This window comes from Roseivivax sp. GX 12232 (genome assembly GCF_021272185.1).
Lineage (GTDB): Bacteria > Pseudomonadota > Alphaproteobacteria > Rhodobacterales > Rhodobacteraceae > Roseivivax.
In genome coordinates, this window is sequence record NZ_JAJSEC010000001.1 from 109,338 (window position 1) to 135,493 (window position 26,156).

The 26,156-nt window shown below is 69.0% G+C and carries 20 protein-coding genes; 10 read left to right on the top strand and 10 right to left on the bottom strand.

Annotated features, from left to right (window positions below; all coding sequences use genetic code 11):
* Positions 1–99 precede the first annotated feature (99 nt).
* Positions 100–1,257: a glutamine-hydrolyzing carbamoyl-phosphate synthase small subunit gene (gene carA, locus LR948_RS00465; RefSeq protein ID WP_232751948.1), complete on the top strand. Its 1,158-nt coding sequence runs from the start codon at positions 100–102 to the stop codon at positions 1,255–1,257.
* 82 nt (positions 1,258–1,339) lie between these two features.
* Positions 1,340–3,211 (top strand): glycosyltransferase family 2 protein, encoded by a 1,872-nt coding sequence (locus LR948_RS00470; protein ID WP_232751949.1) that lies wholly within the window; start codon positions 1,340–1,342, stop codon positions 3,209–3,211.
* A gap of 169 nt (positions 3,212–3,380) precedes the next feature.
* Here LR948_RS00470 and LR948_RS00475 read toward each other — a convergent pair whose 3' ends face one another.
* Complete coding sequence (locus tag LR948_RS00475; protein ID WP_232751950.1) at positions 3,381–4,025, bottom strand: GntR family transcriptional regulator; 645 nt, start codon at positions 4,023–4,025, stop codon at positions 3,381–3,383.
* A gap of 101 nt (positions 4,026–4,126) precedes the next feature.
* Here LR948_RS00475 and LR948_RS00480 point away from each other — a divergent pair, with 101 nt between their 5' ends.
* On the top strand, positions 4,127–4,768 hold the full coding sequence (locus tag LR948_RS00480; RefSeq protein WP_232751951.1) for a pyrimidine 5'-nucleotidase: 642 nt from the start codon (positions 4,127–4,129) through the stop codon (positions 4,766–4,768).
* 174 nt (positions 4,769–4,942) lie between these two features.
* Positions 4,943–6,130: a UbiH/UbiF family hydroxylase gene (locus tag LR948_RS00485; protein WP_232751952.1), complete on the top strand. Its 1,188-nt coding sequence runs from the start codon at positions 4,943–4,945 to the stop codon at positions 6,128–6,130.
* Between the two features lie 764 nt (positions 6,131–6,894).
* Here LR948_RS00485 and LR948_RS00490 read toward each other — a convergent pair.
* Positions 6,895–7,164: an usg protein gene (locus tag LR948_RS00490; protein ID WP_232751953.1), complete on the bottom strand. Its 270-nt coding sequence runs from the start codon at positions 7,162–7,164 to the stop codon at positions 6,895–6,897.
* A 196-nt stretch (positions 7,165–7,360) separates the two neighbouring features.
* On the opposite strand from LR948_RS00490, the gene gyrA reads away from it, so the two are divergent.
* Entirely contained in the window at positions 7,361–10,120 is a 2,760-nt protein-coding gene (gene gyrA, locus LR948_RS00495) for a DNA gyrase subunit A (protein WP_232751954.1), read from the top strand.
* 297 nt (positions 10,121–10,417) lie between these two features.
* Positions 10,418–11,281, top strand: coding sequence for a LysR family transcriptional regulator (locus LR948_RS00500; protein WP_232751955.1), 864 nt, complete (start codon positions 10,418–10,420; stop codon positions 11,279–11,281).
* 296 nt (positions 11,282–11,577) lie between these two features.
* Here LR948_RS00500 and LR948_RS00505 read toward each other — a convergent pair whose 3' ends face one another.
* Genes LR948_RS00505 through LR948_RS00515 form a run of 3 tightly spaced genes read right to left on the bottom strand, consistent with a single transcriptional unit; the run spans position 11,578 to position 14,999 of the window.
* Positions 11,578–13,053, bottom strand: coding sequence for a carboxypeptidase M32 (locus LR948_RS00505; protein ID WP_232751956.1), 1,476 nt, complete (start codon positions 13,051–13,053; stop codon positions 11,578–11,580).
* A complete protein-coding gene (gene ctaA, locus LR948_RS00510; RefSeq protein WP_232751957.1) occupies positions 13,050–14,195 on the bottom strand; it encodes a heme A synthase in 1,146 nt (381 codons plus the stop codon). Before ctaA ends, LR948_RS00505 begins: the two co-directional genes overlap by 4 nt.
* Positions 14,196–14,252: 57 nt before the next feature.
* Complete coding sequence (locus LR948_RS00515) at positions 14,253–14,999, bottom strand: RNA methyltransferase (protein ID WP_232751958.1); 747 nt, start codon at positions 14,997–14,999, stop codon at positions 14,253–14,255.
* 140 nt (positions 15,000–15,139) lie between these two features.
* Between LR948_RS00515 and LR948_RS00520 the strand changes: the two genes are divergently transcribed.
* Entirely contained in the window at positions 15,140–15,766 is a 627-nt protein-coding gene (locus LR948_RS00520) for a thiamine phosphate synthase (protein WP_232751959.1), read from the top strand.
* 80 nt (positions 15,767–15,846) lie between these two features.
* Here the strand turns inward: LR948_RS00520 and argC are convergent, their stop codons facing one another.
* From argC to LR948_RS00540, 4 genes are all read right to left on the bottom strand, one after another.
* Positions 15,847–16,875, bottom strand: a complete 1,029-nt coding sequence (gene argC / locus LR948_RS00525) for an N-acetyl-gamma-glutamyl-phosphate reductase (protein ID WP_232751960.1) — start codon at positions 16,873–16,875, stop codon at positions 15,847–15,849.
* Positions 16,876–16,905: 30 nt separating this feature from the next.
* A complete protein-coding gene (murI, locus tag LR948_RS00530) occupies positions 16,906–17,718 on the bottom strand; it encodes a glutamate racemase (RefSeq protein ID WP_232751961.1) in 813 nt (270 codons plus the stop codon).
* Between the two features lie 34 nt (positions 17,719–17,752).
* Positions 17,753–18,640, bottom strand: a complete 888-nt coding sequence (locus tag LR948_RS00535; RefSeq protein WP_232752612.1) for a lysophospholipid acyltransferase family protein — start codon at positions 18,638–18,640, stop codon at positions 17,753–17,755.
* Positions 18,641–18,769: 129 nt separating this feature from the next.
* Complete coding sequence (locus LR948_RS00540; protein WP_232751962.1) at positions 18,770–22,192, bottom strand: indolepyruvate ferredoxin oxidoreductase family protein; 3,423 nt, start codon at positions 22,190–22,192, stop codon at positions 18,770–18,772.
* 165 nt (positions 22,193–22,357) lie between these two features.
* On the opposite strand from LR948_RS00540, the gene LR948_RS00545 reads away from it, so the two are divergent.
* Positions 22,358–23,263: a LysR family transcriptional regulator gene (locus LR948_RS00545; protein ID WP_232751963.1), complete on the top strand. Its 906-nt coding sequence runs from the start codon at positions 22,358–22,360 to the stop codon at positions 23,261–23,263.
* 226 nt (positions 23,264–23,489) lie between these two features.
* On the opposite strand, the gene LR948_RS00550 is transcribed toward LR948_RS00545, so the two are convergent.
* Positions 23,490–23,912, bottom strand: coding sequence for a PaaI family thioesterase (locus LR948_RS00550; protein WP_232751964.1), 423 nt, complete (start codon positions 23,910–23,912; stop codon positions 23,490–23,492).
* A gap of 61 nt (positions 23,913–23,973) precedes the next feature.
* On the opposite strand from LR948_RS00550, the gene LR948_RS00555 reads away from it, so the two are divergent.
* Positions 23,974–24,762: an enoyl-CoA hydratase gene (locus LR948_RS00555; protein WP_232751965.1), complete on the top strand. Its 789-nt coding sequence runs from the start codon at positions 23,974–23,976 to the stop codon at positions 24,760–24,762.
* Positions 24,763–24,793: 31 nt separating this feature from the next.
* Entirely contained in the window at positions 24,794–26,155 is a 1,362-nt protein-coding gene (trmFO, locus tag LR948_RS00560) for a methylenetetrahydrofolate--tRNA-(uracil(54)-C(5))-methyltransferase (FADH(2)-oxidizing) TrmFO (RefSeq protein ID WP_232751966.1), read from the top strand.
* Position 26,156: the final 1 nt, after the last annotated feature.

Sequence of the window (26,156 nt, forward strand, 5' to 3'; positions counted from 1 at the left end):
ATTGAAAACGCTTGACTTTGCCAAAATTCCGCGCACTTGACCGCATGCGCGGCTCTCCTTAGATACGGGTCAATTTACCGACACAGCAGGAGCGCCCCCATGACCAAGCCCACAGCCTGCCTCGCCCTGGCCGATGGAACGCTGTTCTACGGTCACGGGTTCGGCGCCACCGGGGACACGGTGGCCGAGCTCTGCTTCAATACCGCGATGACCGGCTACCAGGAGATCATGACCGATCCCTCTTATGCCGGGCAGATCGTGACCTTCACCTTCCCGCATATCGGCAACACCGGCGTCACGCCCGAGGACGACGAGACCCGCGACCCGGTGGCCGCCGGCATGGTGGTGAAATGGATGCCGACGCAAAGCTCGAACTGGCGCGCCGCGCAGGAGCTCGGCGACTGGCTCGCCAGCCGCGGCCGGATCGCCATCGGCGGCGTCGACACCCGGCGGCTGACCCGGGCGATCCGCCAGCAGGGCGCGCCGCATGTGGCGCTGGCCCATGACCCCGAGGGCAACTTCGACACCGAGGCGCTGGTCGCCAAGGCGCGCGGCTTCGCCGGGCTCGAGGGGCAGGACCTGGCGCGCGACGTGACCTGCGCCCAGAGCTACCGCTGGGACGAGATGCGCTGGGCCTGGCCCGAGGGCTACCAGCGCCAGGAGGCGCCCAAGCACAAGGTCGTCGCCATCGACTATGGCGCCAAGCGCAACATCCTGCGGTGCCTCGCGAGCGCCGGCTGCGACGTCACCGTCCTGCCCGCCACCGCCAGCGCCGAAGAGGTCCTGGCGCTGAACCCCGACGGCGTCTTCCTGTCGAACGGCCCGGGCGACCCGGCGGCGACCGGGGAATACGCGGTGCCGATGATCCGCGGCGTCCTGGAGAAGGAGCTGCCGGTCTTCGGGATCTGCCTCGGCCACCAGATGCTGGCGCTGGCGCTTGGCGCCAAGACGGTGAAGATGAACCACGGCCACCACGGCGCCAACCACCCGGTCAAGGACCACGAGACCGGCAAGGTCGAGATCACCTCGATGAACCACGGCTTCGCGGTCGACAGCCAGTCCCTGCCCGCCGGGGTGGAAGAGACGCATGTCTCGCTCTTCGACGGGTCGAACTGCGGCATCCGCCTTTCCGGCAAGCCGGTCTTCTCGGTCCAGCATCACCCCGAGGCGAGCCCCGGCCCGCAGGACAGCTTCTACCTCTTCGAGCGTTTCGCCACCTCCATGGCCGCGCGCAAACCCGAAGCCGCGCAGGTTTGAGCCGAATTTTATCGGCCCCGTTAAGGGGTCGTTAAGCCTGGGCGCGCCTATGCTGCCCCCGTGACTTGTCGCGGGGGCGCATGTGCAGGTTCAACGGCAGACAGAGTTTCGACAGGACCATGACCGGGCGGTTGGCGCCACGGCGCCGGGGCTTCTGCTGGCGCGCGGGCGGATTTCGGCCCGGGACTTGGTCTCGGCCCTGCAGGAGGCCGCGCGCACCGAGGTGGCGCTGTCGCAGGTGCTCCTGGCGCGCGGGCTCGCCTCCGCCGCCGAGCTGGCGCAAAGCCGCGGCGCGGCGGCCGGGGCGCCTTACCTCGACCCGCTGCGCGACCCGCCCGACCCAGAGCTGGCCGGGCTTCTGCCGGTGGATATCGCGCTTTCGGCCTCGGCCCTGCCCTGGCGGCTGCGCGGCAAGACGCTGCTGATCGCCGCGGCCAGCGAAGAGGGTTTCGCCGAGGCCGCCCGGGCGCTCGAACCGCTGGGTTTCGCCATGCGCATGGGCATGGCCGCCGAGGCCGACATCCTGGCCGAGATCGGCGCGCGCCACGGCGCCAAGCTGGTCGACCGGGCCGAGACGGCCCTGCCCGAGCCGCTCTCCTGCCGCGAGTTCGGCGCGACGGGCCCGGGCCGCCGGGCGCTGGCGCTCGGTATCGCGGCGCTGGCGGTGGGGCTTCTGTGGGTGGCGCCGCTGGCGCTTTTCGCGAGCCTCCTGGCGCTGGCGACGCTCTCGCTTCTGGCCAGCCAGGCGCTGCGGGTCGCGGCGCTGATCGCCAGCCGCCGCCCCGATCCGCCCGATCCCCCGGCCGAGCCGCCGCTGCCGCGGGTGGCGCTCCTGGTGCCGCTTTTCCACGAGTCGGACATCGCCCCGGCGCTCGCCCAGCGGATCGGGCGGCTCACCTACCCGCGAAGCGCGCTCGAGGTGCTCCTGGTGCTCGAGGACAGCGACCGGATGACCGCGGAGGCGCTGGCGCGGGCCGATCTGCCGGGCTGGTGCCGGATCGTGACGGTGCCCGAGGGGCGGCTGCGCACCAAGCCGAGGGCGCTGAACTACGCGCTGAACTTCACCCGGGCCGAGATCATCGGCGTCCTCGACGCCGAGGACGCGCCGGCCCCCGACCAGGTCGAGCGCATCGTCGCCCGCTTCCGCGCCCGCGGCCCCGAGGTCGCCTGCCTGCAGGGCGTGCTGGATTTCTACAACCCCAAGGCCAACTGGCTCTCGCGCTGCTTCGCCATCGAATACGCGAGCTGGTTCCGCATGCAGCTTCCGGGTCTCGCGCGGCTCGGGGTGCCGGTGCCGCTGGGCGGCACGACGGTCTATTTCCGCCGCGCCGCGCTCGAAGCGGTGGGCGGCTGGGACGCCTTCAACGTGACCGAGGACGCCGACCTCGGCATCCGGCTCGCGCGGCAGGGCTTCCGCACCGAGATCGTGCCGACGGTGACCCGCGAGGAGGCCAACAACCGCCCCCTGCCCTGGGTCAAGCAGCGCTCGCGCTGGCTCAAGGGCTACGCGATGACCTGGGCGGCGCACAGCCGTGCGCCGGGGCGGCTCGTGCGGGACCTCGGGCCCTGGCGCGCGGGCGGGGTGCAGATCCTGTTCCTCGGCGCGCTCCTGCAGTTCCTTCTGGCGCCGGCGCTCTGGTCCTTCTGGCTGATCCTCGCGGGGCTGCCGCATCCCGCCCAGGCGGTGCTGGCGCCCGAGGCGCTCGGCGCGCTTTTCGCGCTGTTCATCACCGCCGAGGGCGTCTCGGTCCTGGCGAGCCTGATCGCCGTCTCGCGCACGCCGCACACCGGGCTGATGCCCTGGGTGCCGAGCCTGATCCTCTATTACCCGCTGGGCACCGCGGCGGCCTGGAAGGCGATCTGGGAGGTCATCTGGCGGCCCTTCTACTGGGACAAGACCCAGCACGGCGCCTCGGCGCCCGATGCCCCCGGCGCGGATGTGCCGAAGGGGTGAGGCTGAAGGGCTGGGGTGTCGGGCGTTAGGTGCGGCTCAGCGCGCGCGGGTGCTACGGGTAGGTTGCGGCGCACGAGCGTTACGGGCAGGTCGCGGCGCGCTGGCGCTACGGGCAGGCCATGACGTTCGGGCCGCGCGCGATGCGCTGCCGCCCCGCCGCAGCCCCCGCTCAGCCGTCGCGCGCGGCGTCGAGCTTCAGCCGGGTCACGAAGGCCACCGATATATGATCCCGAAGCGCCCGGTAGGCGGCATCCTCGTCGCGCCGACGGATCGCGTCGACGATGCTGGCGTGTTCGGCCAGCGCCTTCTCACCCCGCCCCTCGGCGGCCAGCGACGTGGTCGCCATCAGCGCCATGGAGCGATGCACCAGGTCGAGCTGCTGCACCAGGAAGCGGTTGTGCGAGGCCAGGTGGATCTGCTTGTGAAACCGCCGGTTGGCGCGCGACAGCGCCGAAGGATCGGAAAGCCGCGCGCGGTCCTCCTCGACCATGCCGCCCAGCACCTCGATCTCTTCCTCGGTGGCGTGGCGCGCCGCGAGCCGCGCGGCCAGCCCCTCGAGCTCGGTGCGCACGGCGTAAAGCTCGGACATCTGGTTGTGATCGAGCGAGGCCACGATCAGCGAGCGCCCGTCGCGGGTCAGGAGCGACTGCGTCTCGAGCCGCTGCAGCGCCTCGCGGATCGGCGTGCGGGAGACGCCGAAGCGCTCCGCCAGGTCGCTCTCGACCAGCCGGTCCCCGGGGCGGAAGGTGCCCATGTCGATGGCTTCGAGGATCAGCGAATAGGCGTCGCGCTGGGGCAAGGGTTTGTCTCGCATGATGAATTTGTGAACCGAACCGGGTGACGATAGGCCCCGGCGCGCCCCGCTGGCAATGCCCGCCATTGCGCATCCCCGCGCATCGGCTTAGCTCGGAGGCCATGAAGTCACGCTTTTCCCACGTCGAGACCTGGATCTTCGACCTCGACAACACGCTCTATCCGCCCGAGGCGCGCCTGTTCGACCAGATCGAGGTGCGCATGACCGACTGGATGATGCGCGAGATCAACGTCACCCGCGACGAGGCCAACCGCCTGCGCAAGCGCTACTGGGCGGATTACGGCACCACGCTGGCCGGGCTCATGGCGCTGCACGGCGTCTCGCCCGAGGGCTACCTGGTCGATGTGCACGACATCTCCTTCGACGGGCTGACGCCCGATCCGGGCCTCGCCGCGGGGATCGCCGCGCTGCCCGGGCGGCGCATCGTCTATACCAACGGCACCGCGCCCTATGCCCGCCGGGTGATCGAGGCGCGCGGGCTCGAGGGGCTCTTCGACGCGGTCTACGGCGTCGAACACGCGGATTTCGCCCCGAAGCCCGAGCGCCGCGCCTTCGAGGCGATCCTGGCGCGCGACGGCATCGAGCCGACCCGCGCGGCGATGTTCGAGGACGACCCGCGCAACCTCGCCGCGCCGCATGCCATGGGGATGCGCACGGTGCATGTCGCCCCCGAGCCCGCCCCGGCGGAGCACATCCAGTTCCACACCGACGACCTCGCGGGGTTCCTCGGGCGGGTGGTGTGAATTCGGGCGGGCGGGTCTCAGCCTGCGCGGGTGGCCTGAAGGCGCCTGCACGTTGTGCATTCGCAAGCCTGGCGTGACGGAACGGCTATCCGGCGCGGCTGCGGCAAAGGCCCGCGCGGGTCTGGTCCCCGCCGCGCGCCGCGCCTAACTTTCCGCAAAACGAAAGGCATGGGCATGGACGTCGACATCCTGATCTCGGGCGGAGGCATCGCCGGGCTGACCGCCGCCTCGGCCTTCGGGCGGGCGGGCTTTTCGGTCTGCGTGGTCGATCCCGCGCCGCCGGTGACCGACCGCGCCGCCGAGGGCGCCGACCTGCGCACCACCGCCTTCCTGCAGCCCGCGCGGGCCTTCCTCGAACGCGCCGGGCTCTGGGAGCGGCTCGCGGATCACGCCACGCCCCTGCAGATCATGCGCATCGCCGACGCCAGCCAGGACCCGGTGATGACCCGCGATTTCGACGCCGGCGACATCTCCGAGGCGCCCTTTGGCTGGAACCTGCCGAACTGGCTGTTGCGCCGCGAGATGGCCGCGGCGCTGGAGGATCTGCCCGGGGTCGACTACCGGCCCGGCACCGCGACCGAGCGGCTCTTCACCCGCACCCGCGAGGCGCGGGTCGGGCTGTCGGACGGCACCCGTGTCCGGGCCCGGCTGGTCGTGGCCGCCGACGGGCGCGGCTCGCCCATGCGCGAGGCCGCGGGCATCGGCGTCTCGACCACGCGCTTCGGGCAGAAGGCGCTGGCCTTCGCGGTCACCCATGAGGCGCCGCATGGCAATGTCTCGACCGAGATCCACCGCGAGGGCGGGCCCTTCACCCTGGTGCCGCTGCCGGATTTCGAGGGGCGCCCCTCCTCGGCGGTGGTCTGGATGACCGGCGCGGGCGAAGCCGAGCGGCTGGCGGGGCTCGAGACCGCGGAGTTCGAGGCCGAAATGACCGCGCGGTCGGCGGCGATGTATGGCCCCCTGCGCCTGGCTTCGCGGCGCACGCTCTGGCCCATCGTGATCCAGTCCGCCGAGCGGCTCGCGGGCGAGCGGCTGGCACTGGTCGCCGAGGCCGCCCATGTGATGCCGCCGATCGGCGCGCAGGGGCTGAACATGTCGCTGAAAGATCTCGCGACGCTGCTGGAGTTGGCCGAGGCCCGGCCCGAAGGGCTGGGCGATGCCGCCATGCTCTCCGATTATGCCCGGCGGCGGGCGCCGGATATCAAGCTGCGGATGCAGGGGATCGCGGTGCTGAACCGCGCCTCGCAGCAGGGCCTGCCGATGCTGCAGGCGGCGCGCGCCAAGGGCCTGGGGCTGTTGCACGACGCAGCACCCCTGCGGCGGGCGCTGATGGAGCTGGGGCTCGGCGCGAAGGGGGCGTGAGCCGGGGGCGTGGTGGCTGCGGGTGATGTGGGGCGGTATCGGGAGGCTTGGTGCTGCGGGGGATGTGGGGCGATAGCGGGAGGCTTGGTGCTGCGGGTGATGTGGGCGAAGTGGCGCGGTATAGGTTGCGTTCGCTTTCGAGCGTGAGTGGGCCTGCGGACGTGGAAGCTGCCTGCGCGCGGTGGTGCGGATTGCGGCTCGGGACATGACCTGACTTTGGAGGGCCGCGCTTAAGGCACAGAACAGACCGATGCCTTCTCCGCGGCACTCCCCTCCCCCAAAACCACGAATGACGCCTCAAACCCCAGCCCACCCCCTTGCGCCCGAATAGCACCGAAGGTGCCGGGCGCGCGCCGGACCGGCCCCTTGGGCCGGCGCTCCTTCGGGTGGCGCGCTTAGCTATCCCCTAGTCCTGACCTTGCGTGGATAAAGCGCCTCGCTCAAAACTCAGCAGCGCCGGCCCCCGGTCCGGTGCGCGCCCTCGCTGAGAGGACGGGATCGGGCGTGGTTGATCCCTGCGTGCCTCGCTGACAGGGCGGGATCGGGCGCGTTGGAGACCTACGCGCTTTCGTGGAGAGGGTGGGACCGGGCGCAGTGGAGACCTGCGCGCCCTTCTTGAGAGCGCGAGATCCGGCGTAGTGGAGACCCGCGCGCCCTCGCTGAGAGGGCGGCGGGATCGGGCGCGGTCCAGACCTGCGCACCCCACCGCGCCGCCCATAGCCTACCACTCAAGCCCCACAGGGCCCGAAGCCCCGCGCAGCCCCTCAATGATAGGACAGCTCGCCCACCACGCTGCGCCACTCTCCCGGCGCGATCATCTTGCGGTGGGTGAAGCGCACCGAATGCAGCGGGCCCTCGATGCGGTCCTGCCAGAACTCGATGAAGCCGAAGAGCTTGGGGTGATCCGGCGCCAGGTCGTATTCCTGCCAGACGAAGGTGTTCAGCACGTTCTTGTAGTCGGGCATGCGGTAGAATATCTCCGCCGTCGTCAGCCCGTAGCCCTGCAGCATGAGTTCGGTCTCGCTCGCAGCCATTTTTTTCTCCTCGTTGACCTCTGGGAGAAGAATCCTTGCCACGAAGCGCTGAAAAATCAACAAAAACAGGTTGTTAGCATCACTCCCTGCCGGCTGCCAACACATGCGGAAATCGCGCGGCGCATTGCACCTTTCTGTTGCGGTCTGTTATACAGAGATCAACAACATATAGAATACTCACAGGCAGACCGCATCCGTGACCGATACCCCCGAACCGCCTGAAAACGAAGGCCAGACGCCGCCCGAGCCGGCGGCCCCGAGCGGGCCCTCGATCTCCATTCTCGACGAGATGAAGTCGTCCTACCTCGATTACGCCATGAGCGTGATCGTGAGCCGGGCGATCCCGGATCTGCGCGACGGGCTGAAGCCGGTGCACCGGCGGATCCTCTATGCCATGCACGAGACCGGCAACACCCACGACAAGGCCTACCGCAAGTCGGCCCGTCCCGTGGGCGACGTCATGGGTAAATACCACCCGCATGGCGACAGCGCGATCTACGACGCGCTGGTGCGCATGGCGCAGGACTTCTCGATGTCGCTGCCGCTTCTCGACGGCCAGGGCAACTTCGGCTCCATGGACGGCGACAACCCGGCAGCCATGCGCTACACCGAGGTGCGCATGGACAAGCCGGCAAGCTACCTGCTGGCCGACATCGACAAGGACACGGTCGACTTCCAGGACAACTACGACGGCAAGGACCGCGAGCCCACCGTCCTGCCGGCGCGCTTCCCGAACATGCTGGTCAACGGCGCGGGCGGCATCGCCGTCGGCATGGCAACCAACATCCCGCCGCACAACCTCGGCGAAGTGGTCGAGGCGACGCTGGCGCTGATCGACGAGCCGGACCTCTCGACCGAGCAGCTGATCCAGTATGTCCCCGGCCCCGATTTCCCGACCGGCGGGCTGATGCTGGGCCGCTCGGGCGCGCGGAAGGCCTATCTCGAAGGCCGCGGCTCGGTGATCATCCGCGCCAAGACCCGCGTCGAGGAGCTGCGCCGCGACCGCTATGCGATCGTCATCGACGAGATCCCCTACCAGGTGAACAAATCGGCGATGATCGAGAAGATCGCCGAGGCCGCGCGCGACAAGAAGATCGAGGGCATCGCCCACGTCCAGGACGAGAGCGACCGCTCGGGCGTCCGCGTGGTGGTCGAGCTGAAGCGCGACGCGACCCCGGACGTGGTCCTGAACCAGCTCTTCCGCTTCACGCCGATGCAGACCTCCTTCGGCTGCAACATGCTGGCGCTGAACGGCGGCAAGCCCGAGCAGCTCACCCTGCGCAAGTTCCTGACCTCCTTCATCGATTTCCGCGAGGAAGTGGTCGCCCGGCGCACCGCCTACCTGCTGCGCAAGGCGCGCGAACGCAGCCATATCCTCTGCGGTCTGGCGGTCGCGGTCTCGAATGTCGACGAGGTGGTCGCCACGATCCGCGCCTCGCAGGACGCCGCCGAGGCCCGCGAGAAGCTGATGACCCGGCGCTGGCCCGCCGAGGAGATCGCCACCTACATCCGGCTGATCGACGACCCGACGCATACGATGAACGACGACGGGACCTACAACCTCTCCGAGGCGCAGGCCCGCGCGATCCTCGAGCTGCGCCTGCAGCGCCTGACCCAGCTCGGCGTCAAGGAGGTCACCGACGAGCTCGAGGAGCTGGCCGGCAAGATCAAGGAATACCTCGAGATCCTCGGCTCGCGCGAGCGCATCATGGGCATCATCTCCGACGAGCTGCGCGAGGTCCGCGACCTCTTCGCCGTGCCGCGCCGCACCGAGATCGTCGAATGGTCCGGCGACATGGAGGACGAGGACCTCATCGAGCGCGAGGACATGGTCGTCACCGTGACCCAGGGCGGCTACATCAAGCGCACGCCGCTGGCCGATTTCCGCAGCCAGAAGCGCGGCGGCAAGGGCCTCTCGGGCGGCCAGCTGAAGGAAGACGACGCGGTCACCACGCTCTTCGTCGCCAATACCCACACCCAGCTGCTGTTCTTCACCACCGACGGGATGGTCTACAAGCTCAAGACCTGGCGGCTGCCGCTCGGCGGGCGGACCTCGAAGGGCAAGGCGATCGTCAACATCCTGCCGATCCCGACGGGCGTCTCGATCGCGGCGATCATGCCGGTCGACCGCCCCGAGGAGGAATGGGCCGACCTGCAGATCGTCTTCGCCACCTCGGCGGGCGACGTGCGCCGCAACGCCCTGTCGGATTTCACCAATGTCATGCGCAACGGCAAGATCGCCATGGATCTGCCCGAGGACGTGAGCCTGGTGAACGCGCGCATCGCCTCGGAAGAGGACGACGTGATGCTGGTCACCGACAGCGGCCGGGCGATCCGCTTCCCGACCACCGCCGTGCGGGTCTTCAAGGGCCGCAAGTCCACCGGCGTCCGGGGCATCCGGCTGACCAACGGCGACCACGTGGTCTCCATGGCGGTGATCCGGCACTTCGAGGCGGATTCCGACGAACGCGCCGCCTACCTCAAGATGCGCCGCCTGATGGCCGGCGTCACCGAGGAGGGCGAGGCCGACGAGGACGAGAACGGCAATGCCGACAGCCCGCTGCCGCAGGAGCGTTACGCCGAGATGTCGGCGGCTGAGAACCTGATCCTGACGATCACCGCGGGCGGCACCGGCAAGCTCTCGTCGAGCCATGACTACCCGGTGCGCGGGCGTGGCGGCATGGGCGTGCAGGCCATGGACAAGAACATGCGCGGCGGCCCGGTCGTGGCGGCCTTCCCGGTCGAGATCGACGACCAGATCATGCTCGCCACCTCGCGCGGGCAGTCGATCCGGGTGCCGATCGAGGGCATCTCCTTCCGGTCGCGCTCGGCCGGCGGGGTGAAGGTCTTCAACACCGGCAAGGACGAGACCGTGGTCTCCGTGGCCTGGATCGCCGAACAGGACGAAGAGGCCGAGGGCGACGGCGACGGCGCGGCGGGCTCCGAGGAGAGCTGACGGGCCGGGCCGCGCGGGCCCACTGGACAGGCAGACAAGCAGGCCCGGCCGCAAGGTCGGGCCGCTTTTGTCTCGGGGCCGGGGTTCCCGCGCGGCACTAGGCCCCGGAAAACCCGACCCGAAACCCAGACTTAACGCTTTTTGCAATTGCGCGATTGCGATCTCCCTGCGATATTGCAACCGCAGAAACACCTCGATCCAATCGGTGTGCCGCGTCGGTTGAACGCGGTCTCTCTGCCCCGGAGGACGCCGCGGCGCACCCCGGGCACGGCAGGCAGTTTGGGGATCCGCGCGATCATGGACAACTGGGACGACCTCCGATTTCTCGTGGCGCTGGCGCGCACCGGCACGATGACCGCCGCCGCCAAGATGCTGGGCACCAACACGGCCACCGTCTCGCGCCGGATCGAACGGCTCTCCGAGACGCTGGGCGAAGCGGCCTTTGTGAAGACCGCCCATGGCTGGCAGCCCTCCTCCTCGGTGGAGAAGCTGATCGAACTGGCCCAGACCTTCGACGGAGAGCTGCAGACCGCGCTCAACGCCCGCGCCTCGGCGGGCAGCGACCACGTGGTGCCGATCACCATCGGCTCGCCGCCGGTGATCACCTCGCAGGTGCTGATCCCCTTCATCCAGGAGCGCGCGGCGGACCTCGCCGGGATCGAGATCACCTTCAACGACCGGCTCATCCGCGAGGGACTGGGCGAACATGACGTGGTGGTGCAGTTCGGCGCGCCCGAGGCCGGGCGGATCATCACCCGCAAGGCCGGGGCGCTGAACTTCAACCTCTTCCGCACCGTCGCCGGCCCGCAGGAGGGCAAGGGCTGGATCGGCCTTGCCGAGGCTTTCGACGAGACCCCGGTGCAGAAGATGGCGCTCGATGCCATGGGCTGCGACCCGGTGGTGCGGACCGAGAATTTCGGCGCGCTCTACGGGCTGATCAAGGTCACCGGGCTCTGCGGCCCCCTGCCCGACGTCATGGCGCTGAACGACCCGGACCTGACCTATGCGGACCCGACGCTGCCCTCCTACGAGGCGGAGTTCTGGGTGATGTATCACGAGACCCGCCGCTCGGACCCGGTGATGCGCCGGGTGGTCGACTGGATCATGTATTGCTTCAGCCAGATCGAAGGCACGCAGCGCACGTTCCGCCGCAGCGCCTGACCTCCCATTTCTGCAAGCGCGGGTTTGATGGCCCGCATCTTGCCGGGAATGGCAAAGACGGTAACTCTTTTCGCTAGAGTTCAGTTTCCCGGTAACCAGTTCCGCTTGTGCTGCGGGGTCTCGCGTCCTCCATGACGCGCCGTTTTGCGTGGTCCGCTTATTTCGGCGGGCAGCCCTTCAGGCCACAGGCACCACACTTGCACACCGTAGACCTGACGCGGCCCCCAAGGGGGCCGTTTTTTTGTGTCACGCGGGGGGTGTCGCCGGGGTGCGGCGCGGGCCCGAAGGCCCGCCCCTTACAGATCGTAAAGGTCGCCGAACTTCGCCTCGAGGTAGTCCAGAAGCGGGCCTTCCTCGGGCTCGGCGCCAGTGGCGTTGCCGATCGTCTCGCGCGGGGTGAAGCGCCCGCCGTGCACCTGAACCTTGTCGCGCAGCCAGTTGGTGGCGCTCGACAAATCGCCTTTGGCCAGATCGCCGTCGAGGCCCGGCACCGCCTGCCGCAGCGCCTGGTGCAGGCAGCCCGCGTAGACATTGCCCAGCGTGTAGGTCGGGAAGTAGCCGATCAGCCCGACCGACCAATGCACGTCCTGCAGGACGCCGTTCGAGGCGCGGTCGACCTTGTAGCCGAAGTCCGCCTCGAAACGGTCGTTCCAGGCCACCTCGAGGTCCGCCACCTCGAGATCGCGCGAGATCAGCGCGCGTTCGAGATCGTAGCGCAGCAGCACATGCAGGTTGTATTGCACCTCGTCCGCCTCGGTGCGGATGTAGCCGTTGTGCACCCGGTTCACCGCCCGGTAGAAGCCGCGCGCGTCCTCGACGCCCAGCGGGCCGAAAGCCTCGGTCATCCGCGCGTGCAGCCAGGAGCAGAAGGCCTCGCAGCGGCCGAGCTGGTTCTCGTAGATCCGGCTCTGGCTTTCGTGCACCCCCATGGAGGCGCCCTGCCCGATCGGCGTCAAGAGATGCGCGGGGTCGATGTTCTGCTCGTAGCTGCCGTGGCCGACCTCGTGGATGGTCGAATACAGGCAGTTGAACGGATCGTCTTCGGCGGTGCGGGTGGTGATCCGCACGTCCATGCCCGAGCCCGAGGAGAAGGGATGCACCGCCTTGTCGACGCGGCCCCGGCTCATGTCGTAGCCGAAGACCTTGGCGATCTGGCGCGACAGCTGCATCTGGCGGCTCTCGTCGAACTGCCCGCTTAGCGCCTGCGGCTGCGGCGCGCCCAGGACCTTTTCGCGCAGCGCCACGAGACGCGGGCGCAGCGCGCCGAACATCGCGTCGAGGCTCTCCGCCGTCGCCCCGGGCTCGTAATCGTCGAGAAGCGCGTCGTAGACATGGCCGCCATCGGCCAGGGCCGCGCCCTCTTCGCGCTTCAGCGCCAGGACGTTTTTCAGCGTCGGCGCAAAGGCTTGGAAGTCGTCCTTCGCGCGGGCTTCGGCCCAGACGCCCTGGGCGACCGAGGTCACCCGGGCCAGTTCCGCGGCCAGTTTCGCGGGCACCTTGGCGGTGCGGACATGGGCGCGGCGGATCTCGCGCAGGTTGGCGCGGGCCACCTCGTCGAGCGCGCCCTCCTCGATCCGGTCCAGCCATTCGGGGATGCGCGGGTCGATGCGGCGGGCGTGCAGCATGGCCTCCATGGCGGCCATCTCCTCGGCCCGCTGGTCGGCGGCGCCCCGGGGCATCACGGTCTCCTGGTCCCAGCCGAGCCGCCCGGCCACCTGGGCCAGGGCCTCGGTCTCGCGCTGGAATGCCATGAGATCGGAATAGGCGGTCATGCTTGGCCTCGCAGGGATTGCGGTTTCGGGTAACCCGCGCCGAAGCGCGCGCGGATGATCAGCACCCAGAGCGCCACGGCGCCGAGCTGGTGCACGATGGCGATCTCGAGCGGCGCGCCGTAAAGCACGGTGACCACGCCCAGCACCATCTGAAGGGTCATCATCGCCATGACCGCGTTGAAGCGGAAGCGCGTGTCGGCATTGGGCGAGCGGCGTGCGCGCAGCCAGGCGACCACGCCGAAGATGAACAGCAGGTAGCCCGCGACGCGGTGCATGAATTGCACGGTGCCCGCGTTCTCGAAGAAGTTGCGCCAGATCGGCTCGATCTCGAAGGGCGTGGGCGGGAAGATCCCGCCGGCCATGAGCGGCCAATCGGTGTAGTTGCGGCCCGCGTCGATGCCCGCGACCAGCGCGCCCAGGAGGATCTGCAGGAAGGCGAAATGCATGAGCCCGGTGCCCATGGAGAAGAGCTTGCCCTCGCGGTTGCGGCGGCGCTGGAGCAGCTCGCGCTCGGGCTGGCCGAGCTGGAAGACCTGCCAGGAGATCACCCCGAGGATCACGAAGGCGAGCCCGAGATGCGTCGCCAGCCGGTAGCTCGCCACGTCGATCCGGTCGCCCGAAAGCCCCGAGGAGACCATCCACCAGCCGATCGCGCCTTGCGCGCCGCCGAGGACGCCCAGCAGGAAGAGCCGCCCGGTCCAGCCCGGCGGGATGCTGCGGGTCGCCAGGAAACCCAGGAAACCGACCGCCCAGACCAGGCCCACGACCCGGCCGAGCTGCCGGTGACCCCATTCCCACCAGTAGATGAACTTGAACTCCTGCAACGTCATTCCGACGTTTTGCAGGCGATACTCCGGTATCTGCTTATACTTTTCGAACTTTTGATCCCAGGTGGCCGCATCCATGGGCGGCAGCGCCCCGGCGACGGGCGCCCATTCGGTGATCGACAGCCCGCTGTCGGTCAGCCGGGTCAGACCGCCGATCAGGATCATCAGCGCGACCAGGCCGAAGAGCATCATCAGCCAGATGCGGATCGCGCCCCGCGCGCCGCGCCGGCCCTTGTCGATCAGGCCGGTCTCGCGCGGGCGGTCCTTGGCGCTTTCCGCGCCGACTTCCTCAAACAGCTTGCGGGATTTGCTCATGGAAAAGGCCCTCGAGATGTCGGCTGGACAGTAGGCCCGGGGACATGGGGCTTCAAGTCAGCCCCCCCGGTCTTTCCACCGCACCATTTGACGCAGGATGCCGTGCAGGGTCTGCACGTCCGAGCGGGTCAGCGGCATGCGGCTCCAGAGGTTGCGAAGGTTGAGCTTCATGCCCTCGGCCTTGTGCTCGGGGAAGAAGAAGCCCGCCGCGTCCATGCGCTCCTCGTAGTGCCGCGCGAGTGCGGCGACCTCGGCCTGGTTGGCCCAGTCTGTGCCCGCCAACGCGGTGGCGCGCGGGGTGACCTCGGCGGTGGCGCGGCGCCATTCGTAGGCGGTCAGCAGCACGCATTGCGCCAGGTTGAGTGAAGGGAACTCGGGGTTCACCGGCACCGAGACGATGCCGTTGGCCAGCGCGATGTCGGCGTTCTCGAGCCCCGCGCGCTCGGGCCCGAAAAGCACCGCCACCCGCTCGCCGCGGGCGGTGCGCTCGGCGGTCTCGGCCAGGGCCGCCTCGGGGGAATAGACCGGCTTCGTCAGCCCGCGCGGCCGGGCGGTGGTGGCCAGGACAAAATCGGCGTCGGCCACGGCCTCGGCGGTGCTGGGATAGACCTGCGCCTCGTCCAGAAGCCGCCCGGCGCCGCTGGCCATGGCGTCCGCGGCGGGGTTGGGCCAGCCGTCGCGCGGGGCGACGAGCCGCATCCGGTCGAGCCCGAAGTTCCACATCGCCCGCGCCGCCGCGCCGATGTTTTCGCCCATCTGCGGGCGCACGAGAACGTAGTCGGGTTGGGGCGTCGGGCTGGGCATGGCGCGCCTATAGCCGCGCCGCCGCGCCCCCGCAAGCATCGCCGCCCTGCCCCCTTTGGCTGAAACGCCGCGCGCGTCACGTCTGGTCAGCCGCTTTGGCTTTCGATAAGAGGTCGCGGCAGTCTGAAGGAGCGCGCGCCATGGCCGAGACCGATCGCCCGCAAATCTACCTGGTCACCCCGCCGGAGATCGACCTCTTCGCCTTTCCCGAGGCGCTGTCGCGGGTGCTCGACGCCGAGGAGGTCGCCTGCCTGCGGCTTTCGCTGGCGACCCGCGACGAGGACATCCTGACCCGCGCCGCCGACCAGGTGCGCGAGGTGGCCCATGCCCATGACATCGCCCTGGTGATCGATACCCATATCGTGCTGGCCGAAAGGCTCGGGCTCGACGGGGTGCATCTGACCGACGGGGCGCGCTCGGTCCGGGCCGCGCGCAAGGAGCTGGGCAGCGACGCCATCGTAGGGGCCCATTGCGGCACCTCGCGGCACGACGGCATGACCGCCGGTGAGGCCGGGGCGGATTACGTCAGCTTCGGCCCGGTGGCGGGGACCGCGCTTGGCGACGGGCGGCTTGCCGAACGGGAAATCTTCGAGTGGTGGTCGCAGATGATCGAGATCCCGGTGGTGGCCGAGGGCGGGCTCTCGCCCGAGACCGCGCAGGGGCTGGCCCCGGTGGTCGACTTCATCTCGGTCGGCGAGGAGATCTGGCGCGCCGAGGATCCGGCGCAGGCGCTGAGCGCCATCGTGGCGGCCATGGCCCCGCGTTAAGCGCGGGGCGCAAGCCTTTCGGGAAAAACGGTTTTACGCGATGCGCGCCGCCCCTTCCGGGCGGCGCTTTCGTTTCCCGCTCAGGGGTAGCAGGGCGCCAGCATCAGGCCCGTCGTCTCGGGCAGGCCCAGCATCAGGTTGGCGTTCTGAAGCGCCTGGCCCGAGGAGCCCTTGGTCAGGTTGTCGAGCGCCGCGACCACCAGCGCGCGGCCCGGGATGCGGTCGGCGACCACGCCCAGGTGGCAGAAGTTCGAGCCCCGCACGTGGTGGGTCGAGGGTGTCTCGCCCAGGGGCAGCACCTCGAGGAAGGGCTCTTGGGCATAGGCCTCGGTCAGCGCGGCATGGATCGCCTCGGCCTCGCCCTTGAGGTAGGCGGTGGCGAGGATCCCGCGGTTCATCGGAATGAGATGCGGGGTGAAGCGGATCTTCACCTCGCGGCCCGCAATGTCGGAGAACTCCTGGTCGAACTCGCCCAGGTGCCGGTGGGTGCCGCCGGTGGCATAGGCATTGGTCCCCTCGGAGAGCTCGGCGTGCAGGAGGTTCTCTTTCAGCGACCGCCCGGCCCCGGAGACGCCGCACTTCAGGTCGAGGATGATGTCGTCGAGGTCCACCACCCCCGCGGCGATCAGCGGGCGCAGCACGTATTGCCCGGTCGCGGCGTTGCAGCCGGTGCCCGCGACCAGCCGGGCCTCGGCGATCTGCGACCGGTAGAACTCGGTCAGCCCGTAGACCGCCTCGGCCTGCAGCTCGGGCGCGGCGTGGTCGTTGCCATACCAGCGCTTGTAGGCTTCGGGGTCGCGCAGACGGAAGTCGGCGGAAAGATCGACGATCTTCAGATGCCCGGGCAGCGCGGCGATGACCTCCTGGCTGGTCTTGTGCGGCAGGGCGCAGAAGCAGAGGTCGATGCCCGAGAAGTCGATCTCTTCCCAGGTCACCAGGTCCGGCAGGTCGAGATGGCGCAGATGCGGGAAGACCTGGGCCATGCTCTGGCCCGCCTTGGAGTTGGCGGCGAGGGCCCGGATCTTCAGTTCGGGATGGGTGGCGATCAGCCGGACAAGTTCGGCCCCGGTGTAGCCCGAGGCCCCGATGATGGCGATGTTCTTGGTCATTCTGGCGTCTTTTCTGGCGGTGTGGCGGAATCAGGCGGCGTCGAAGGCGATCTCGCGTCGGAGAAAGCGCGTGGCCTGGCCCGAGACCCGGCGCGCGTCGCCGGTGGTCAGGTAGCGCGGGGCGCTGCCGCGCCCGCCCATCTCGGGGTGCCGCGCGAGGTAGTCGGCGAGGCTCTCGGCCACCACAGAGGGCTGGGAATAGACCGAGACCTCGGGGCCCAGCGCGTCGCGGAAGACCTCTTCCAGAAGCGGGTAATGGGTGCAGCCCAGCACCGCCGCCTGCGGGTCGGGCATCTTGCGCTTGAGCGCGTCGACATGGCTGCGCACCAGCGCCTCGGCCAGGATCATGTCGCCTTCCTCGATGGCGTCGACCAGCCCGCCGCAGGCCTGGGCCTCGACGTCGACGCCGACCGCGCGGAAGGACAGCTCGCGCTGGAAGGCGCGGCTGCGCACGGTGGCGGGCGTGGCGAAAAGCGCGACCGAGTTCACCGCCACCTCGCGCGGGGGCGAGTTGTCGCCCCACTGCCGTTCGGTCAGCGCCTCGATCAGCGGCACGAAGACCCCCAGCACGCGCTTGTCGCGGGGCACCCAGGTCTCCTGCATGCGGCGCAGCGCGGCCGCCGAGGCGGTGTTGCAGGCCAGGATCACCAGGTCGCAGCCCTCGTCCCAGAGCCGTTCGACCCCGCGGGTGGTCAGCTCGTAGATGTCCTGCGCCTCGCGGGTGCCATAAGGCGTGTTGGCGTTGTCGCCGTAGTAGACGAAGGGCTGGTCGGGCAGCCTCCGGGTCACGGCCTCGAGCACGGTGAGGCCGCCGAGCCCCGAATCGAACACGCCAATCGCCATCGTCACGTCCTGCCCTCTGGGCCGCGCGCGCCCTTCAGGGATTGGGCCGCGGGCGGTGTCTGCTCTCGAACTCGTAGCCCGCAAGATCGGGCCGGAGCGGTGTCGGGGACAGCTCATATGTGGATTTGCGAAGGAAATCCATCATCGCCCGCGCATCGCCCGCCCGGGCGGCGATCTCGGCGCGCGGGATCGGCGCGCCGACCACCAGCCGCACCGGCTTGTCGACCCGCCGGCGGAACTCGCGGATCAGAAGCCCCATGCGCAGCGTGTAGTGCAGATGGCTCGCGAGCTGGAAAAGCCGCGAGTTCTGCCCGTCGAAATAGACCGGCACCACGGTGGCGCCGGATTTGGCAATCATCCGGGCGGTGAAGCTGCGCCAGCCCGGGTCCATCGGCCGGGCAAAGGGCGTGAGCCCGGTCGAGACGGTGCCGCCCGGGAAGACCCCGATCGCCCCGCCCTGCCCGAGGTAGTCCAGCGCCTCGCGCCGCACGGCGAGGTTCTCGGCCACGGCCTCCTTGGTGTCGTCGAAGTTGACCGGCAGGATCACCCGGTCGAGGTCGGCGGCCTTCTGGAAGACCTTGTGGGCGAGGATGCGGAAATCGCCCCGCTGCGCCGAGAGGAGATGCCCCAGCATCAGCCCGTCGAGGATGCCGTAGGGATGGTTCGCCACGAGGACCAGCGGGCCCTCGCGCGGGATGTTGTCGAGGCTGCCGCCCGCCACTTCGAGGCTCAGCCCGTAGCGCGCCACCATGACCTGCCAGAAGTCCGCGCCACCCGCGACGTCGCGCTCGTAGCCCGCCGCGCGGCGGATCATCCGGGGCCGGCCGGTGGCGTTTTCCATGAAGCGGATCAGCGCCCTGCCGCCGCGGCTGCGGGCGGAATGGGCGTAGCTGATGTCGCGGGCGACCTGGGGATCGGGCATGATCACGCGCGCTGTCCTTCCAAGCGGGGATGAGGCTGGCGGCGGGTTTGCGACATTCACGTAACAGCCCGATGACAGGGATGCTTGCGGGCCGCGCGAGGATGACCCCCGCGCGGCCCGAGGGCGGGGTTACTCCGCCGCCTTGGCAAAATCGGCCCCGCCGGCCCGGAGCGCGGCCAGGATCTCTTCGCGGCGCTTCTCGGCGCGGGCGAGATTATCCGCCTTGACCGGGCCGAAGCCGCGGATCGAGAGCGGCAGTTCGGCCAGGGCCACCAGCGCCTCCATGCGCTTGTCGTCGGCCTGCGGCAGCCATTCGGCCATGTCGGCCTCATACTGCTTGATCAGCGCGCGCTCGCTGCGGCGCTCCTCGGAGTGGCCGAAGGGATCGAGCGGCGTGCCGCGCAGCATCTTCATCCGCGCCATGATGCCGAACCAACGCAGCATGCCCTCGCCGTACTGCTTCTTCTGCGGGCGCCCGTCGCTGCCCTCCTTCGACAGAAGCGGCGGCGCGAGGTGGAAGGACATCTTGAAGTCGCCGCCGAACTCCTGGCGGGCCTTCTCGCGGGTCGCGAGATGCAGCCGGGCGACCTCGTATTCGTCCTTGTAGGCCAGGACCTTGTGGTAGCCCTTGGCGACCGCCTCCTTGAGGCGCGGGTCGGAGATGCCCTCGAGCCGCGCGCGGTAGCGCTTGGCCAGCCGCTTGCCCTGGTAGTCGACCAGGTGGCGGGCACGGGCCTCGATGCGCTCGTCCAGCGTCTTTGGCTTGGCGACGACCTTGGGGGCCGAGATGCTGTCGGCCTCCTCGGGGTGCAGCGCCGCCCAGCGGCCGATCTCGAAGGCGCGCAGGTTGCCCTCGACCGCGGCGCCGTTCAGCTCGATCGCCTGCTTGATCGCCTCATGCGGCAGCGGGATGCGCCCGAGCTGCCAGGCCGCGCCCAGAAGCATGGTGTTCGAGAAGATCGAGTCGCCCATGACCGCGCGGGCCAGCTCCGAGGCGTCGAAGAAGACCACGTCGTCGCGCAGGCGCCGCTCGACCGCGAGGCGCAGCTGGTCGGCCGGCAGGGTGAACTCGGTGTTGCGGGTGAAATCGCCGGTGATGATCTCGTGGCTGTTGACCACGCCGCCGGTGCGGCCCGTGGCCGTCAGCCCCAGCGTCTTGGAGCCCGCCGAGACCACCAGGTCGCCGCCAATCAGCGTGTCGGCCTCGCCGGTGGCGACGCGGATCGCGCTGATGTCGTCGGGCGACCGGGCCAGCCGCAGGTGGATATGCACCGCGCCGCCCTTCTGGGCGAGACCGGCCATCTCCATCATGCCGGCACCCTTGCCGTCGATCTGGGCGGCCTGGGCCAGCACCGCGCCCACGGTCACCACGCCGGTGCCGCCGACGCCGGTGATCACCATGTTCCAGGTCTTGCCGATCTCGGGCAGCTGGGGCTCGGGCAGATGCGGCAGGTCGATGTCGGTGCCCGCCTCCTTCTTCCGGCGCGCGCCGGTCAGGGTCACGAAGGAGGGGCAGAAGCCGCGCAGGCAGGAGTAATCCTTGTTGCAGGACGACTGGTCGATCGCGCGCTTGCGGCCGAACTCGGTCTCCTTCGGGACGATGGAGACGCAGTTCGACTGCACGCCGCAGTCGCCGCAGCCCTCGCAGACCTCCTCGTTGATGAAGACCCGGGTGTCGGGATCGGGGAAAAGCCCGCGCTTGCGGCGGCGGCGCTTCTCGGCGGCGCAGGTCTGCACGTAGATGATCGCCGAGACGCCCTCGACCTCGCGCAGGGTCTTCTGGACGTGCTCCATGTCGGCGCGGGGGTGCCAGCCGACCGAGCCGGGGAAGTCCGAGCGTTCGGGCTCTTCCTTCTCGTCGTAGACCACCTCGATCCGTGAGACGCCCATGGCGTCGAGCTCGCGGGCGATGCGGTCGGGCGTCAGCCCGCCCTCGTTCTTCTGCCCGCCGGTCATCGCCACGGCGTCGTTGTAGAGGATCTTGTAGGTGATGTTCGTGCCCGCGGCGAGCGCGGCGCGGATCGCCTGCACGCCCGAGTGGTTGTAGGTGCCGTCGCCGAGGTTCTGGAAGACATGCGGCGTCTTGGAAAAGGGCGCCTCGCCGATCCAGTTCGCCCCTTCGGCGCCCATATGGGTGAAGCCCTCGGTGTTGCGGTCCATCCACTGCACCATGTAGTGGCAGCCGATCCCGGCGTAGCCGCGCGAGCCCTCGGGCACCTTGGTGGAGGTGTTGTGCGGACAGCCCGAGCAGTAATAGGGCAGCCGCGCCGCGATTTCCTGCACGTTGTCGGCCTTGCGCGCCTCGGCGAGCTTGGCGAGGCCGGCCTGCACGCTGTCGGTGCCGCGCCCCTCCTCGATCAGGATCTCGCCCAGCTTCTCGGCGATCCAGACCGGATCGAGCGCGCCGCGGGTCGGGAAGAGCTCCTCGCGGTGCATCCCGCCGGCGCCGCCCTTGTACCAGCCGTAGACGCGGCGGCCGCGGCGGTCGTCGAAGATCGCCTCCTTGACCTGCACCTCGATCAGCTTGCGCTTCTCCTCGACGATGACGATCAGCTCGAGGTCCTCGGCCCAGTCGTGGAAACCCTTCATGTCGAGCGGGAAGGTCTGGCCGATCTTGTAGGTCGTCAGCCCCAGACGCTCGGCCTCGGCGGCGTCGATGCCCAGAAGGCTCATGGCATGGGTCAGGTCGAGCCAGTTCTTGCCCGCCGCGACGAAGCCGATCTTGGCGCCCGGCTTGCCCCAGACCCGCTGGTCCATCTTGTTGGCATGGCTGAAGGCCTCGGCGGCGTAGCGCTTGAAGTCGATCATCCGCGCCTCTTGCAGGTGCGGCGTGTCGCCGAGGCGGATGTTCAGCCCGCCCTCGGGCATGGCGAAATCGGTGGGCGGCAGGGCGCGCACCCGGTCGATGCGGCCATCGACCACGGCGGTGGCCTCGACCGTGTCCTTCATGGTCTTGAGCCCGACCCAGAGGCCCGCGTAGCGCGACAGCGCGTAGCCGTAGACGCCGTAATCGAGGATCTCCTGCACGCCCGCGGGCGAGACCACGGGCATATAGGCGTCGACCAGCGCCCATTCGGACTGGTGCAGCACGGTCGAGCTTTCGCCGGTGTGGTCGTCCCCCATGGCCATGAGCACGCCGCCATGCTTGGAGGTGCCGGCCATGTTGGCGTGGCGCATCACGTCGCCCGAGCGGTCGACGCCGGGGCCCTTGCCGTACCAGAGCCCGAAGACGCCGTCGTATTTGCCCTCTCCGCGCAGCTCGGCCTGCTGGCTGCCCCAGAGCTGGGTCGCGGCCAGGTCCTCGTTCAGCCCTTCCTGGAAAAGCACGTTGGCGCCGGCCAGATGCTTGGCCGCGCGGTTCATCTGCAGGTCCACCGCGCCCAAGGGCGAGCCGCGGTAGCCGGTGACGTAGCCCGCCGTGTTCAGCCCCGCCGCCCGGTCGCGGGCGGACTGGGTGAGCATCAGCCGCACCAGCGCCTGGGTGCCGTTCAGGAGCACCTGATCGGCCTCCAGGTTGAACCGGTCCTCGAGGGAAATCTCTTGCTTCGACATTGCGTGCCTCCCGTCACTTAATGTAGCTGCATTTGAGGCGATTTTAGGTCACTATCGCTGACCTGAACAGCGTTTTGACGTGCATTTGCACGAATTCGCGCGTTGCAATGTTTATATTTTGCAATGTTTTCCGTAGAGGGTCAGCGTGGGTCAAAGAGATAAGCCATGGATTGGGACAAGCTCAGAATATTTCACGCGGTGGCGGACGCCGGCAGCCTGACACATGCCGGAGATGCCCTGCACCTGTCGCAATCGGCGGTCTCGCGGCAGATCCGGGCGCTCGAAGAGGCGCTGGATACCACCCTGTTTCACCGTCACGCGCGGGGACTGATTCTCACCGAACAGGGGGAGCTTCTCTTCGACGCGACCGTGGCCATGGCCAAGCGCATCGAGGCGGCGACCGCACGCATCCGCGACAGCGAGGAAGAGGTCTTCGGCGAGTTGCGGGTGACGACCACCACCGGCTTCGGCTCGCTCTGGCTCGCGCCGCGGCTCTCGAAGCTCTATGACAAGTATCCCGAGCTGAACATCGACCTGATGCTCGAGGAGCGCGTGCTCGACCTGCCCATGCGCGAGGCCGACGTGGCGATCCGCATGAAGGAGCCCTCGCAGGCCGACCTGATCCGCAAGCGGCTGATGAACATCCGCATGCGGCTTTACGCGTCGCCGGAATACCTCGAACAGCACGGCACGCCGAAGACGCTCGAGGATATGGCCGACCACCGGCTGATCTGCCAGAACACCCGCTCCGCGCAGGTCCAGGCGGGTCTGCACCTGGTCCAGGAGCTGCTGACCTACGACGTCCAGACCACGCTTTCGGTGAACAATTACTTCGGCGTCCTGCAGGCGGTGATCTCGAACCTCGGGATCGGCGTGTTGCCGGATTACATCATCGAGGATTTCCCCACCGTCGTGCGCGTCCTGCCGGACGTCGAAAGCAACGATGTGCCGGTGTTTTTGGCCTACCCGGAAGAACTTCGGCATTCCAAACGGATAGAAGCCTTCCGTGACTTCGTGCAGGACGAAATCATCGCCCACAGGCGCACGCGGCAGGCGATGGGCACCGAGTGACAGCCCCGGTTATGTCGAGACCGCATAGCGGCCATGATGCAGCTGCGGCATAATTTGAGTTGAACGACTCAAAACCGATTACTAATTCATCAGCATGTCGATGGCGCGGTCAGCCGCGCATCATCTTCATACCTCCCTGTTGGACTTCGGCCGAGCTTTGTGCTCGGCCTTTTTTTTGCGCGGGGCCCCGGGGGCCACCGCGCCATGCGCCGCGCATGGCGGGCTCTCAGCGTTTTGGCGGCAGCGAATAGGTCAGATTCGCGCGGGCCACCGGCTCGGGCGTGCCTTCCGAGAACAGGAGCACGTCGCAGACCGACAGCGCCTTGCCGAGCTTCAGCACCCGGCATTCGGCCAGCACATCCGCGCCCGAGACCGGCTTGCGCATGAAATCGATCGAACAGTTGGTGGTGACCGCCAGCGCCTCGCGGCCGATGCGCGCCATGGTGGCCACATAGGCCGAGACATCCGCCAGACCGAACATCGCCGGGCCCGAGACCGTGCCGCCGGGGCGCAGGTGGCGGTCATCGGCGAAGAGCCGCATGACCAGAAGTTCCTCGTCGAGCCGGTCGATCCCGAACATGCCACGCACCTGCGGGAAGACCTCGTCGAGGAAGGGCGCCATCTCCTCCTTCGATACCTTGATTGTCATCGCCTGCTTTTCTCCCTCCTGCTCCGCCCGTAAGCTGCCGCGAGGGCAAGGGGAGGACAAGATGCCGGTGCTGTTACGTGACGACAGAGAGGGCGTGGCGCACCTCACGCTCAACGCGCCCGAGCGGCTGAACCCGCTGTCGGACGCGATGATCGCCGCGCTGAGTGAGGAGCTGGCGCGCATCGCCGAGGACCGCGACATCCGCGTGGTGGTGCTGCGCGGCGCGGGCCGGGCCTTCTGCGCGGGCCACGACCTGAAAGAGATGACCGCCGCCCGCGCCGCGCCCGACGGCGGCGCCGCGGCCTTCAAGGATCTCTTCGACCGCTGCGCGGCGATGATGATGGCGGTGACCGCCCTGCCCCAGCCGGTGATCGCCGAGGTCCAGGGCCTGGCCACCGCCGCCGGCTGCCAGCTCGTCGCGAGCTGCGACATGGCCGTGGCCGCCGAAAGCGCGCGCTTCGGGGTGAACGGGGTGAACATCGGGCTTTTCTGCTCGACGCCCATGGTGGCGCTGACCCGCAACGTCTCGCGCAAGCAGGCCTTCGAGATGCTGACCACCGGCGCCTTCATCGCGGCCCCGCGCGCCGAGGCGCTGGGGCTGGTGAACCGCGTGGTGCCCGACAACGCGCTGTCCGAGGCCACCGACGAACTGGCCCGGACCGTCGCCGCCAAGCTCGGCAGCGCGGTGCGCACCGGCAAGTCGGCCTTCTACCGCCAGCTCGAGATGCCGCTTTCGGAGGCCTATGCCTATACCGGCGCCGTCATGGTCGAGAACATGCTCGACCGCGACACCGAGGAAGGCATCCAGGCCTTCCTCGAAAAACGCGCGCCGGACTGGGCGCAGGAGTGACAAAAGCCGCGGGATTTCCTATCTGCCACTCATGACCGAGACATTGCATATCGTGGGCGGCGGCATGGCCGGCTCTGAAGCCGCATGGCAGGCCGCCAATCTGGGCGTTCGCGTGGTGATCCACGAGATGCGCCCCAAGGTGGGCACCTTCGCCCATAAGACCGGCAAGCTGGGCGAGATGGTCTGTTCCAACTCCTTCCGCTCGGACGATCACGAACAGAACGCCGTGGGGCTGCTTCATTGGGAGATGAAGGCCGCGGGCGGGCTGGTGATCTCGACCGCCTATGACCACCGGCTGCCCGCCGGCGGCGCGCTGGCGGTCGACCGGGAGCCCTTTTCCGAAGAGATCACCCGCGCGCTCAAGGCGCATCCCAACATCGAGGTGAGCTACGAGGAGGTCTCCGAGCTGCCCCAGGACGGCCAGTGGATCTTCGCCACCGGGCCGCTGACCTCGGACAGCCTGGGCCAGTCCATCGCGCGGGCGACCGGCACCGAGAGCCTCGCCTTCTTCGACGCCATCGCGCCGATCGTCTATGCCGACACGATCGACATGTCGCAGGCCTGGATGCAGTCGCGCTACGACAAGGGCGAGACCGAGGCGGAGCAGCGCGCCTATCTCAATTGCCCGATGACGCGCGAGCAATACGAGGCCTTCATCGACGCGCTGATCGCCGCCGACAAGACCGAGTTCCACGAGGGCGAGACCGCGGGCTACTTCGACGGCTGCCTGCCGATCGAGGTCATGGCCGAGCGCGGTCGCGAGACCCTGCGCCACGGGCCGATGAAGCCGGTGGGCCTGACCAACCCGCACAAGCCGGACGAAAAGCCCTGGGCGGTGGTGCAGCTGCGCCGCGACAACGCGCTGGGGACGCTCTTCAACATCGTCGGCTTCCAGACCAAGATGAAATACGGTGCCCAGAAAGAGGTGCTGCGGATGATCCCCGGCCTCGAGGAGGCGCGCTTTGCGCGGCTGGGCGGCATCCACCGCAACACCTTCCTGAACTCGCCGACGCTGCTGGACGACCGGATGCGGCTCCGCGCCCAGCCCAACGTGCGGTTCGCCGGCCAGATCACCGGGGTCGAGGGCTACGTCGAATCCGCCGCCATGGGGCTTCTGGCCGGGCGCATGGCCGCGGCCGAGATCCTCGGCGAGGACCTCGCCACCGTGCCCCAGGACAGCGCCCATGGCGCGCTGGTGCATCACATCACCGGCGGCGCCGAGGCCAAGACCTTCCAGCCGATGAACGTGAACTTCGGCCTCTTCCGCCCGCTCGAGGGTGTGAAGGGCGGGCGCCGGGGCCGGCGCGACCGCTACAAGGCCTATACCGACCGCGCCAAGGCCGCCTGGACCGACTGGCTCGGCCTGCAGGGCAGCGCCGCGGCGGCGGAGTGAG